Origin of the sequence: Luteimonas sp. MC1782, assembly GCF_014164605.1 — a bacterium.
GTDB lineage: Bacteria > Pseudomonadota > Gammaproteobacteria > Xanthomonadales > Xanthomonadaceae > Luteimonas.
Map to the genome: position 1 here is coordinate 1,568,329 of NZ_JACJFT010000001.1, position 11,813 is coordinate 1,580,141.

12 protein-coding genes are annotated in these 11,813 nt (G+C 71.0%); 9 read left to right on the top strand and 3 right to left on the bottom strand.

The annotated features are described in order from the left end of the window. Positions 1 to 106 precede the first annotated feature (106 nt). From H5368_RS07335 to H5368_RS07350, 4 genes are all read left to right on the top strand, one after another. A complete protein-coding gene (locus H5368_RS07335; RefSeq protein ID WP_182822843.1) occupies positions 107 to 493 on the top strand; it encodes a DUF4124 domain-containing protein in 387 nt (128 codons plus the stop codon). A 12-nt stretch (positions 494 to 505) separates the two neighbouring features. Continuing rightward, entirely contained in the window at positions 506 to 784 is a 279-nt protein-coding gene (locus H5368_RS07340) for a DUF4124 domain-containing protein (protein ID WP_182822845.1), read from the top strand. An 85-nt stretch (positions 785 to 869) separates the two neighbouring features. After that, positions 870 to 2,603, top strand: a complete 1,734-nt coding sequence (locus tag H5368_RS07345; RefSeq protein WP_182822847.1) for a proline--tRNA ligase — start codon at positions 870 to 872, stop codon at positions 2,601 to 2,603. Between the two features lie 57 nt (positions 2,604 to 2,660). Then, complete coding sequence (locus tag H5368_RS07350) at positions 2,661 to 3,047, top strand: H-NS histone family protein (RefSeq protein ID WP_182822850.1); 387 nt, start codon at positions 2,661 to 2,663, stop codon at positions 3,045 to 3,047. A 67-nt stretch (positions 3,048 to 3,114) separates the two neighbouring features. Here H5368_RS07350 and H5368_RS07355 read toward each other — a convergent pair whose 3' ends face one another. Then, on the bottom strand, positions 3,115 to 4,359 hold the full coding sequence (locus H5368_RS07355) for a threonine/serine exporter family protein (RefSeq protein ID WP_182822852.1): 1,245 nt from the start codon (positions 4,357 to 4,359) through the stop codon (positions 3,115 to 3,117). A 108-nt stretch (positions 4,360 to 4,467) separates the two neighbouring features. Between H5368_RS07355 and H5368_RS07360 the strand changes: the two genes are divergently transcribed. The 4 genes from H5368_RS07360 to H5368_RS07375 are packed head-to-tail and all read left to right on the top strand — an operon-like array spanning position 4,468 to position 7,938. Further along, a complete protein-coding gene (locus tag H5368_RS07360; RefSeq protein ID WP_343203889.1) occupies positions 4,468 to 5,556 on the top strand; it encodes an ABC transporter permease in 1,089 nt (362 codons plus the stop codon). After that, on the top strand, positions 5,553 to 6,347 hold the full coding sequence (locus tag H5368_RS07365) for an ATP-binding cassette domain-containing protein (protein WP_223878007.1): 795 nt from the start codon (positions 5,553 to 5,555) through the stop codon (positions 6,345 to 6,347). Before H5368_RS07360 ends, H5368_RS07365 begins: the two co-directional genes overlap by 4 nt. 2 nt (positions 6,348 to 6,349) lie before the next feature. Beyond that, positions 6,350 to 7,276, top strand: a complete 927-nt coding sequence (locus H5368_RS07370; protein ID WP_182822855.1) for an MlaD family protein — start codon at positions 6,350 to 6,352, stop codon at positions 7,274 to 7,276. 5 nt (positions 7,277 to 7,281) lie between these two features. Continuing rightward, positions 7,282 to 7,938 carry an ABC-type transport auxiliary lipoprotein family protein gene (locus H5368_RS07375; RefSeq protein ID WP_182822857.1) on the top strand — a complete coding sequence of 219 codons (657 nt, stop codon included), beginning with the start codon at positions 7,282 to 7,284 and terminating at the stop codon, positions 7,936 to 7,938. On the opposite strand, the gene H5368_RS07380 is transcribed toward H5368_RS07375, so the two are convergent. After that, the gene (locus H5368_RS07380) at positions 7,927 to 8,526 is read right to left on the bottom strand and encodes an alpha-ketoglutarate-dependent dioxygenase AlkB (RefSeq protein WP_182823872.1); all 600 of its coding nucleotides are present in this window, start codon (positions 8,524 to 8,526) and stop codon (positions 7,927 to 7,929) included. The genes H5368_RS07375 and H5368_RS07380 overlap by 12 nt on opposite strands. A gap of 96 nt (positions 8,527 to 8,622) precedes the next feature. On the opposite strand from H5368_RS07380, the gene H5368_RS07385 reads away from it, so the two are divergent. After that, positions 8,623 to 10,278 carry an electron transfer flavoprotein-ubiquinone oxidoreductase gene (locus H5368_RS07385; RefSeq protein WP_182822859.1) on the top strand — a complete coding sequence of 552 codons (1,656 nt, stop codon included), beginning with the start codon at positions 8,623 to 8,625 and terminating at the stop codon, positions 10,276 to 10,278. Between the two features lie 13 nt (positions 10,279 to 10,291). Here the strand turns inward: H5368_RS07385 and H5368_RS07390 are convergent, their stop codons facing one another. Beyond that, complete coding sequence (locus tag H5368_RS07390) at positions 10,292 to 11,809, bottom strand: hypothetical protein (protein WP_182822861.1); 1,518 nt, start codon at positions 11,807 to 11,809, stop codon at positions 10,292 to 10,294. Between the last annotated feature and the right edge of the window lie 4 nt (positions 11,810 to 11,813).

An 11,813-nucleotide genomic window follows, 5' to 3' on the forward strand; every position in this document is an offset into this window, starting at 1 on the left:
CACCACCCGCGGCGTGCCGGTCACGGAACCACGCCGCCGTGCTTGCGCCGGCCGCCGCCCGGTGCTGCAATCCCGGGCCAACGCCTTCGCAGGCAGGAGACCCCGCATGAACCGCATCGTCCTCGGCATCGCCATCGCACTGGCCGCGCTTCCCGCCGCCCACGCGCAGCAGACTGCCGGCGAGGTCTACCAGTGGAAGGACGCCAGCGGCGTCACCCACTATTCGCAGACGCCGCCGGCCAATGGCCGCTACGAGCAGCGCGTGATCAACGCCGCCGGCAGCGCCGCCCCGGTCGCCCAGGCCGCGGTGGTGGCGCCGGAGAACGCGCAGTGCGCAGCGGCGCGCGCCAACATCGCCGCGCTGCAGACCAGCGGCGACGTGCAGCAGGACACCGACGGTGACGGCAAGCCCGACCAGGTGCTGGACCCCACGCAGCGCGCCAACCAGATGGAACTCGCGCAGGCGGCGGTGAAGGCCTACTGCACGCCCTGACGGCACGCCGCGTTGGATACCCGCTGGGCCGTGGTTGCAGGCATCGCCGCCGGGATCGCGGTGGCCTGGTGGTTCTCGCGCGAGCCCGAAGCGACCGACGACCCACGCCGCGCACGCGCGGAGCAGGCTGCCGCTGCCAACGTCGAAGACGCACGCCCGGTGCTCTATCGCTGGACCGACGATGCCGGCGTGGTCCAGGTGACACAGGCGCCACCGCCGCGCGGCCGGCACTTCGAAAAGGTCGATATCCAGCCGCGCGACGGCATCGAAGTCGACGGCCGGCGCCGCTGACGCAGGCGCGCCGCGGCGCGCCGGATGCGGCCCCGCCCGTGCTGCATGGCACAATCAGCGGCCTCGCCACGACCACAAGCCGCCGATGCGCCTGTCGCAGTTCCATCTCCGCACCGAAAAGGAAACCCCGGCCGAAGCCGAGCTGGTCAGCCACAAGCTGATGCTCAAGGCGGGAATGATCCGCAAGCTCGCCGCCGGCATCTACACCTGGTCGCCGCTCGGCCTGCGCGTGCTGCGCCGCGTGGAAGCGGTGGTGCGCGAGGAAATGGACGCCGCCGGCGCGCTGGAAATGCTGATGCCGTCGATCCAGCCGCGCGAATTGTGGGAGGAAACCGGGCGCTGGGAAAAGTTCGGCGGCCAGCTGCTGAAGATCCGCGACCGCAAGGACGCCGAGTACGCCTACGGGCCCACGCACGAGGAGGTCATCACCGACTTCGCGCGCCAGGAGCTGGCGAGCTACAAACAGCTGCCGGTCACCTTCTACCAGGTGCAGGCCAAGTTCCGCGACGAGATCCGTCCGCGTTTCGGCGTGATGCGCGCGCGCGAGTTCCTGATGAAGGACGCCTATTCGTTCGACATCGACGCCGAGGGCATGGCGCATTCGTACGCGCGCATGCATGCCGCCTACACCCGCATCTTCAGCCGCCTGGGCCTGCGCTTCCGCGCCGTGCTGGCGGACTCCGGCGCAATCGGCGGCGACGCCTCGCAGGAGTTCCACGTGCTTGCCGAGTCCGGCGAGGACGCGATCGCCTGGTCGGACACCGGCAGCAATGACGCGGCCGGCTACGCCGCCAACGTCGAGGCCGCGCGCGCCGCGGATCCTGCGCCGCGCGCGGCCGCGTCCGAAGACATGCACGCGATCGCAACGCCCGTGCAGAAGACCTGCGCCGACGTCGCTACGCTGATGGGCATCGCCCTGCAGCGCACGGTGAAGTCGGTGGCCGTGATGGGCCACGACGCCGACGGGCAGCCGCAGTTCGTGCTGGTGCTGGTGCGCGGCGACCACGACGCCAACGAAGTGAAGCTGGGCAAGGTGCCCGGCCTGGGCGCATACCGCCTGGCCACCGAAGCCGAGATCCTCGAGCACCTTGGCTGCGAGCCCGGCTTCCTCGGCCCGGTGGCGACGGCGCGCCCGGTGCGCGTGGTCGCCGACCGCGACGTCGCGGCGATGGCCGACTTCGTGGTCGGTGCCAACCGCCCCGGCGAGCACCTCGCCGGCGTGAACTGGGGCCGCGACCTGCCGGAGCCGGACACGGTCGCCGACGTGCGCAGCGTGGTCGACGGCGATCGCGCCGAAGATGGCGGCGTGCTGCGCATCGTGCGCGGCATCGAGGTCGGCCACATCTTCCAGCTCGGCGACACCTACGCGCGCGCCATGGACTGCAAGGTGCTCGACGACACCGGCAAGACCGTGGTGCCGATGATGGGCTGCTACGGCATCGGCGTGTCGCGCATCGTCGCCGCCGCCATCGAGCAGAACCACGACGCCGCCGGGATCATCTGGCCCGAGGCGATGGCGCCGTGGGCGGTCGCGGTGTGCGTGATCAACCCGAAGAACGATCCCGCCGTGCTGGCCGCTGCGACCGCGCTGCATGACGACCTGGCCGCGGCCGGCGTCGACGTGGTGCTCGACGACCGCGGCCTGCGTCCGGGCCCGATGTTCGCCGACATGGAACTGCTCGGCATCCCGCATCGCGTGGTGGTCTCGGCGCGCGGGCTGGAATCCGGCACGTTCGAATACCGCGCGCGCACCGCCGCCGAGGCCGAGAGCCTCGAACGCGAGGCGCTGTTCGCACGCGTGGCCGCGCGCCCGCATTGAAATGAAACCAGGCCGGCAATGCGCCGCCCTCCCCCTGCATTACAACCGGAGCACACGATGGCAATCGACCTGCAGAACCTGTCCGCGAAGGAACTGGACACCCTCATCAACAAGGCGAAGGCGCGCAAGACCACGCTGAAGAAGCGCAAGCCGATCACCACGGTGCGCGCCAGGCTCAAGGCCGCCGCGGCCGCCGAGGGCTACACCATCGCGGAGCTGTTCGGCACCGGCGCTGCCGGAGCGGCGCCCGCGGCCACGCGCAAGACCGGCAAGGCCGCCAAGCCCGCCAAGGCCGGCCGTACCCTCGGCAAGGTCGCGCCGAAGTACCGCAACCCGGAAAACCCGGCGGAAACCTGGACCGGGCGCGGCATGAAGCCGCGCTGGCTGGCCGCGCAGCTGGCCGCCGGCAAGTCCGCCGAAGAGTTCCTGATCGCCAGCGAGTAAGCGTCCACGCGGGGATTGCCGCGACCTGCCCTTCGGGCATCTTCCCCCGCACGCGGGGGAAGGCCGGCTACAGGTTGCGACGCGCCGGCAACGCCAGGTTGCCGAAGATCAGGCCGGCGACGATCGCCAGCAGGATGTTGACCACGGCGAGTGCCGCGTCCTGGCCGGCCACCAGGTCCTGCTGCTGGATCGAGGTCATCAGCGTGCGCACGCTGGAGCTTCCGGGGACCATCAGGATGATGCCCGGCACGCGCACCACCGCGCCCGGGCGCTTGGCCCAGCGCGCGTAGCCGTTGCCGGCCACGGTGACCAGCAGGGCGGCCAGGAAGATCCCGACCTCGCTGCCCCAGGCGCCACCCGCCAGCCGCGACACCAGGTACGCGCCCACCGCCGACACCATCACCAGCCAGTAATCGCGCGGCTTGGCGCGGAACAGCACCGCGAACGCGAACGACGCCAGGGCGAGCGCGCACCACTCCACCCAGTCGGGCTGCGGCCGCCACGCGCGCACCTGCGGCTCGATCCCGACCAGCTCCGCCGCGCCAAGCGCGATCATCGTGCCCACGGTGAGCATGATCATGGTCGCCACCGCGCCGGCGAATCGCGCGGTGCCCGACATCAGGTGCTGGCTGGTCAGTTCGTTGATCGCATTGGTCAGCGCCAACCCGGGCATCAGCACGATCAATGCCGAGATGATCACGGTATTGAGGTTGAGCGGCACCACCCAGGCGGCCACCAGGATGGTGATCGCAGCGGCGACCATGGCACTGACCGCATCACCGGCTTCGCGCAGGCGCGGGCGGGTGCGCGCGGCCTTGTGCAGCATGCCGATCACCAGCCCGATCGCTGCCGTGAGCGCGATCTCGAGCCACGGCAGGCGCAGCAGTCCGGCCACGCCGGCCGCGGCGAGGCTGAATCCAAGGACCTGCAGGGCGTTGCCGCGCTTGCCGGCCGGACGGTCGAGCGCGCGCAGCGCGGCATGGCCGGCAGCCACGTCGATGTCGCCCGCGAGGACCTCCTCCGCGATGCGGTCGACGTCGCACAGCCGCGACAGGTCGGTCTCGCCGGGCGGCATGCGGATCACGCGCGTGGTGTCGCTGTCGCCCGGTGGCCGCATCGGATCGCTGAACGACAGCACCATCGCGGTGGGGCTGGCCGAGGGCTCGCATTCCAGTCCGAGGCGCTGCGCCACCTGCACCAGCGCGCCTTCCAGGCGTGGCGAGGTGGTGCCATAGGCGTGCAGGTGTTCGGCCAGTTCGACCATGAAGGCGATACGGGCGGCGTAGGCCTGTTGGGGGAACGGTCGCGACATGGCGTGAAGGATCGCATGCGCCGCCTTCACGGTGTTCGGTATCCTCCGTGCAACTTCGCGACGACCCGCCCACGCACGATGCCAGTCCCCGCCACCACCGCGCCCAGCATGGCCCCCGACCCGGACGACGCCGGGCGCTGGCGGCTGGTCGGGCGCTGGACGCTGCGCAACGCCGAGGTCTTCACCGCCGCGCTGCGCGCCGCGCCCGACGGCATTGCCGGCATCGACGCGCGCGGCGTGGAGCGTCTCGACACCATCGGCGTGCTGCAGCTGATGCGCTTCGCGCGTTCCCGCGACCTCGGGCTCGAGTCCCTCGAATTCCACGAGGACCACCACGCGCTGGTGGCGGCGATCGAGGATGTGGTGGACGACCGGCCGCGCAAGCGCCGCGAGTACGGCTTCGCCGCGGCGCTCGGGCGTCTGGGCTTCGCGGTCAAGGACAACTGGAACGAGACCGTCGCGCTGGTGAGCTTCCTCGGCGAGAACCTCGTCAAGATGCTGCGCATGGTGAAGGAACCGCGCCGGTTCCGCGGCACCGCCACCGTGTTCCACATGGAGCAGGTCGGGCTGGACGCGGTGCCGCTGGTGATCCTGCTGTCGTTCCTGGTCGGCGCGGTGATCGCCTTCCTCGGCGCCAACATCCTGGTCGACTTCGGCGCCACCATCTTCGTCGTGGAGCTGGTGTCGATCGCCTTCCTGCGCGAGTTCGGCGTGCTGCTGACCTCGATCCTGCTGGCCGGCCGCACCGCCAGCGCGTTCACCGCGCAGATCGGCGCGATGGTGAGCCGCGAGGAGATCGACGCGATGCGCACCCTGGGCCTGGATCCGGTCGACGTGCTGGTCATCCCGCGGCTGCTGGCGCTGCTGGTGATGCTGCCGCTGCTGACCTTCATCGCCATGGTGTCGGGCCTGCTGGGGGGCATGGCGGTGGGCGCGTTCGAGCTCGGCATCCCGCCACAGGCGTACCTGGCGCGGATGCATGACCAGATGGAGATCCGGCACTTCCTGGTCGGCATGTCCAAGGCGCCGCTGTTCGCGATGGTGATCGGCCTGATCGGCTGCCTGGAGGGGCTGCAGGTCAAGGGCACCGCGCAGTCGGTCGGCGAGCGCACCACGTCCAGCGTGGTGCAGACGATCTCGCTGGTGATCATCTTCGACGCGCTGGCCGCGATCTGGTACATGCAGGTGGGCTGGTGAGCAACGACGAGCCGATCATCCGCGTCCGCGGGCTGTGCACCCGCTTCGGCGAGCAGGTGGTGCACGAGGACCTCGACCTCGACGTGCGCCGCGGCGAGATCCTCGGCGTGGTGGGTGGCTCGGGCAGCGGCAAGTCGGTGCTGATGCGCTCGATCATCGGCCTGCGCAAGCCCGATGCCGGCACCATCGAGGTGATGGGCGTCGACAGCGCGTCCGACGATCCCGCCGACCGCACCTATGTCGAGCGACGCACCGGCGTGCTGTTCCAGGACGGCGCCCTGTTCTCGTCGCTCACCGTGGGCGAGAACGTCGAGGTGCCGCTGCTGGAGCACTATCCGGCGCTGGACGACTCGCTGCGCTACGAGCTCGCGCTGCTCAAGATCAAGCTGGCCGGGCTGCCGGCGGACGCACTCGCCAAGCTGCCGTCGCAGCTCTCCGGCGGCATGCGCAAGCGCGCCGGCCTTGCGCGCGCGCTGGCGCTGGACCCGCCACTGCTGTTCCTGGACGAGCCCACGGCCGGCCTGGATCCGATCGGCGCATCGGCCTTCGACCACCTCACCCGCACCCTGCAGCAGGCACTGGGGCTCACGGTGTTCCTCATCACCCACGACCTGGACACCCTGTACGCTGTCTGCGACCGCGTAGCCGTGCTGGCCGACCGCAAGGTGGTGGCCGTGGGGCCACTGGCGGAGATCGAGCGCCTCGAGCACCCCTGGGTGCAGGAATATTTCAATGGTCCGCGTGGTCGCGCGGCACAACGGGCGACACAGCGCGCCGCCGAGGACACTTGACGATGGAAACCAAGGCCAACTACGTGCTGATCGGCGCCTTCACCCTGGCCGCGGCGCTCGCGTTGCTGGTGTTCGGTCTGTGGGCCGCCAAGTTCTCCACCGACCGCAACTGGCGGAGCTACCACGTGGTGTTCAACGAGCCGGTCACCGGCCTGCTTGAAGGCAGCGTGGTGCAGTACAACGGCATCGCGGTGGGCACGCTGGACGCGCTGTCGCTGGCGCCGCAGGATCCGCGGCGCGTGGTGGCGCGGATCCGGGTGGAGGCCGGAGTACCGGTCAAGATCGACACCCGCGCCAAGCTCTCGGTGACGGGGCTGACCGGCTCGACCTTCATCCAGCTCACCGGCGGCAGCCCGGACGCGCCGCACCTGGAGGCGCGCGAGAACGGCGCGATCCCGGTGATCCTCACCGAAGCCTCGGCGCTGCAGAACATCGCCGACACCGCCAACCGCCTGGTCGCGCGCCTCGACCTGGTGCTCAGCGAGGAAAACGTCGAACGCATCGCGCGCACGCTGGAGAACATCGAAGGCATGACCGGCGCGGTCGCCGGCCAGCGCGAGGACCTGGCCGCGCTGATCGTCAACGCACGCCTGGCCAGCGAGAACCTGGTGGACGTGGTGGAAACCTCCAACCGCGCGATGACGGGGCTCGAGCGCGAGTTCGTGGCCAAGCTGCCCGGGCTGGTGGCGGACCTGGAATCGACGCTGGCCAAGATGGATTCCGCCGCCAACAGCGCCGACCTGATCCTTGGCGAGAACCGCAACGCCATCAACAGCTTCGCCAACGACGGTCTGGCACAGCTCGGCCCGACGCTGTCGGAGCTGCGTTCGCTGGTGCGCGACCTGCGTCGCATCGGCGACCGCTTCGATTCCAATCCCGCGCGCTACCTGCTCGGCCGTGACGCGCCGAAGGAGTTCGAACCCGAATGAAACCCATGACCGCACTCGCACGCATGGCCGTCGCGGCCGCCGCACTGGCGCTCGGCGCCTGTTCGATCCTGGGCGGCGCCGGCGAGCGCGAGCGCGCGGCGATCTACGCGCCCGACCCGCGCGTGGCCGCCGACCCCGCGTGGCCGCGCGTCGACTGGCAGCTCGCCATCAATCCGCCGAGCGCCGCGCGCACCGTCGACACCTTCCGCATCGCGGTGCGCCCGTCTCCCGGCGAGCTGCAGGTGTATTCGGGTGCCAGCTGGGCGCGCTCGCCGACCGACATGGTCGAAGAGGTGGTGCTGCGCACGCTGGAAGACTCCGGCCACATCGCCGGCGTGTCCCGCCGCGGCAGCGGCGTGGCACCCGACTATCGCCTGCTGCTCGACCTGCGCCGCTTCGAGGCCGACTACGCCGGTCGCGCCACGCCGGCGGCGACCATCGAACTGCACGCCAAGCTGCTGCATGCGCGCTCGCAGGGGATCGTGGCGTCGCGCACCTTCACCGTGGCGGAGCCTGCGGCGGGCACCGACGTGGCGACGGTTGCCGCCACCTTCACCACCGCGCTGGAGGCGCTTGGCCGCGACGTGTCCGGCTGGACGCTGTCCACCGGTGCCGGGCATGCCCGCACGGCACCGCCGCCGGCATCCGCTTCAAGGCGCTGAGCGGATCCTGCGGAATGTCAGGTTGATCCGCGGCCCCACCGGGCGCGCGGTGCGCGGCAGCGCATGGCGGTAATGGCGCTGGGTGTCGCCGGCCATGCGCAGCAGGCTGCCGTGGCCAAGCTCGAACACCCGCTTCCGCGGCGCGCCCGCCGAACCGGCGGCAACCCCCTCTTTCAGCACGAAGCGCCGCGTGGCCCCCAGGCTCAGCGATGCGATCACCGGCCGCGGCCCGAGTTCCGGCTCGTCGTCGCGGTGCCAGCCCATGCTGTCGCGGCCGTCGCGGTAGAGATTGGCGAGCACGCTGTTGAACTCCTCGCCGCAGGTTTCGGCCACCCGCACGCGCAGGTCCGCCAGCAGCGGTGGCCACGGATGCGGTTCGAAGCGCGTGCCGGAATAGGTGTAGCCGGCACCCGGGTCGCCGATCCAGCACGACAGGCGCGGCGAATCGACCAGGCGCCCGAACAGGCGGATGCGATGCACGGACCACGGCACCTCGGCCTGCAGGTGCGCGAACAGCGCGTCCGCTGCGTCCTGCGCAAGCCAGGCCGGAGCGAACGCGAGATCGGCTCCTTCGAGCGTGACCGGGATGAGCGCCATGGCGCACGCTAGCACGCACCACCACGGCGGTTTGCCGCGCACCGCGCGAGCCGCGACAATCACCGCACTGCAATACGGGCCGCACGCATGAACCAGCCAGCCGAACCTGCCACCACCGTCGACGTGCCCGAGCCCGAGCGCGATGTCATGGAATACGACGTCGTGACGGTGGGCGCCGGCCCCGCCGGCCTGGCCTTCGCGATCCGCCTGAAGCAGCTCAACCCCGACATCTCGGTGTGCGTGATCGAGAAATCGAGCACCATCGGCGCGCACATCCTGTCCGGTGCGGTGATCGAGCCGGGTCCGCTCGATGCCCTGCTGCCGGGCTGGCGCGACAACCCGCCGCCGGTGTGCGTACCGGCCGGCGAGGACGAGCTCTGGTACCTGACGAAGGACGGCGGCCGCAAGTTCCCGATCGTGCCGCCGGGCATGCGCAACCACGGCAACTTCATCGTCAGCCTCGGCGCGATGTGCGCGTGGCTGGCGCCGCAGGCCGAGGCACTGGGCGTGGAGATCTATCCGGGTTTCTCCGCCGCGCAGACGCTGCACGCCGCCGACGGCCGCGTCACCGGCGTGCGCATCGGCGACATGGGCATCGCCCGCGACGGCTCGGAGAAGGCGGGCTACACCGCCGGCATCGACATCCATGCCAAGGTCACCGTGCTCGCCGAAGGTGCGCGCGGACACCTCACCAAGCGCCTGGTGAAGCGTTTCGAGCTCGATGCCGACAGCGACCCGCAGGCGTATTCGATCGGCATCAAGGAGCTGTGGCAGCTGCCCGCGGGCCGCGTGACGCCCGGCAAGATCGTGCATTCGCTCGGCTGGCCGGCGGACAACAACACCTATGGCGGCAGCTTCCTTTACCACCTCGAGAACGACCAGGTGGCGCTGGGCTACGTCAGCGGCCTCGATTACAGCGACCCGGAATACCGGCCGTGGGAGGCGTTCCAGCAGTGGAAGAACCACCCCACGGTCAAGCCGCTGCTTGAGGGCGGCACCATCCTGTCCGCCGGCGCGCGCGCCATCGTCACCGGAGGGTGGCAGTCGCTGCCCAAGGTGGAGATGCCCGGCGCGCTGCTGATCGGCGATACCGCGGGCCTGCTCAACGTGCCCAAGATCAAGGGCACCCACCAGGCGATCCGTTCCGGCATGCTCGCCGCCGAACACCTTGCCGCCGGCGACCTGGCGGCGGAAGGCTACGACGCGAAGCTGCGCGAGTCCGACGCCATGCGCGAGCTGCGCGCGGTGCGCAACATCAAGCCCGGCTTCAAGAAGGGATTGTGGTTCGGACTGGCCAATGCGGCGCTGGAAACGGCGCTCGGCGGGCATACCCCATGGACGCTCAAGGTCACGCCCGACTGGTCATCGCTGGACAGGCTCGGTGGCCAGGCGCAGCCGGACCGCGACTACGTGAAGCGTGACCTCGCGCCGCGCGACCGGCTCGCCGGCGTGTACTTTGCCGCCACCGAGCATGACGAGGACCAGCCGGTGCACCTGCTGGTGCACGACACCGAAGTCTGCGTGACGCGCTGCGCCGAGGAGTACGGCAACCCCTGCACGCGCTTCTGCCCGGCCGGCGTGTACGAGATCGTCGAGGACGCGCAGGCCGCGCACGGCAAGCGGCTGCAGATCAACGCCGCCAACTGCGTGCACTGCAAGACCTGCGACATCAAGGATCCCTACGAGATCATCACCTGGGTAACGCCGGAAGGCGGCGCGGGGCCGAACTACCAGAACCTGTAGGCGACGCGCCCGCTCAGTCCGCCGGCGCCGCGGGCTGCGGCAGCGGTCCTGCGGCGCGCGCCAGCTCGGGGTGGCGGGCGCGGAACCGCGGCGAGAACAGGTTCAGGCGATGTTCGACCAGCATCGCCATCAGCGCCACGCGCGTGGCCTCGGGGCGCACGCAGACGTCGACGCCGACCGCACACCCGGCCGGCGGATGCAGCGGGTCACGCGCCATCGCGGCCATGTCGCGCGCCATGTGCGCGTAGGCGTCGCGGTGGCCCGGCACCTGCTGCCAGGCGTGCAGTGCCAGCGGCAGCTGCAGCAGCAGCAAGGCCGCCGCGGCGGACCACGCGAGCGCGCGCGAACGCCCCGTCGCGAGCGCGCCCTCGGCCAGCGCCATCAGCAGCAACGCGACAATGCCGACCTGATAGAACACCGAGTAGCGCCCCTGGTCGAGGAAGGCGGTGCCACGCACGAATACCCGGCCGAACAGCACGCCGGCGACCATCGCGTAGAACAGCAGCATCAGCGCGACCGCGAGGAACCAGGCCGCCCCCGGGCGCAGGCGCCACGCCCGCCACCAGAACCATGCATGCCCGGCACCCACCAGCACCGCCAACGCGATGCGCGCCGCCAGCCAGCCGTCGCCCAGCATCGCGCGCAGCGCCGCGCCCGACACCAGCCCCGCGCTGAGCGGCGTGGCCAGCCACGCCCACGCGTCCCGCCACTGCGAGGCCAGGCCGGCGACCCGCGCGGCCAGCCCGACGTTGAAATCGGCACTGGTGCTGCCGCGGATCTCGCCGAACAGCGCGTACGCGCCACGACAGGCCAGCAGCACCAGCACCAGCAGCGCGACGACACGCCACGCGCCACGCAGGCGCTGTTCGCGCGCACCGGCCAGCAGCAGCGCGGGCACGGTGGCGGCGACCAGCAGGATCGCCGAGTCGTCGCCGACGATGCCGCAGGCGGCCATGGCCACGACCAGCGTCCACGCGGGCCCGCCGCGGTAGGCGTGCCAGGACGTGGCCAGCACGGCGAAGGCCGACAGGTAGAACGCGTGCGCCATCAGCACCATCGGGTAGGCATAGACATCCACGCTGGCCGGGGCCAGCTGCACCACCAGGATCGCGGCCAGCAACAACACGACCAGCGGCGCCGCCGGCACATGCCCGCCGCGTCCGCGCAGCACCACGGCGCAGAGCAGCACCCAGCCGGCCACCACGCAGGCCAGCGCCACGCGCGCTTCAAGCATGAAGTCGAGTCCGGCCCAGCGCGCGTTGGCGAGCATCAGCAGCTTGCCCAGCGGTTGCGCGTGGTCGACGCCGGCCCGCTTGACGAGGAAATCGCCGAAGCCGGCGCCCTCCTCCAGCGCCACCTTCAGGAAGGTCTCGATGAAGGTCCAGTTGTCGGAGTACACCAGCGGATTGGCGATGCTGCCGGCGAGCGCGACGGCATGCGCGATCGCCAGCAACGCGGGCAGCGCCAGCAGCCAGGCGAGCTGGGGCGCGTGGCGCGGTGCGCCGGGTGCGCGCGCGGGGCTCGAGGGCATGCGT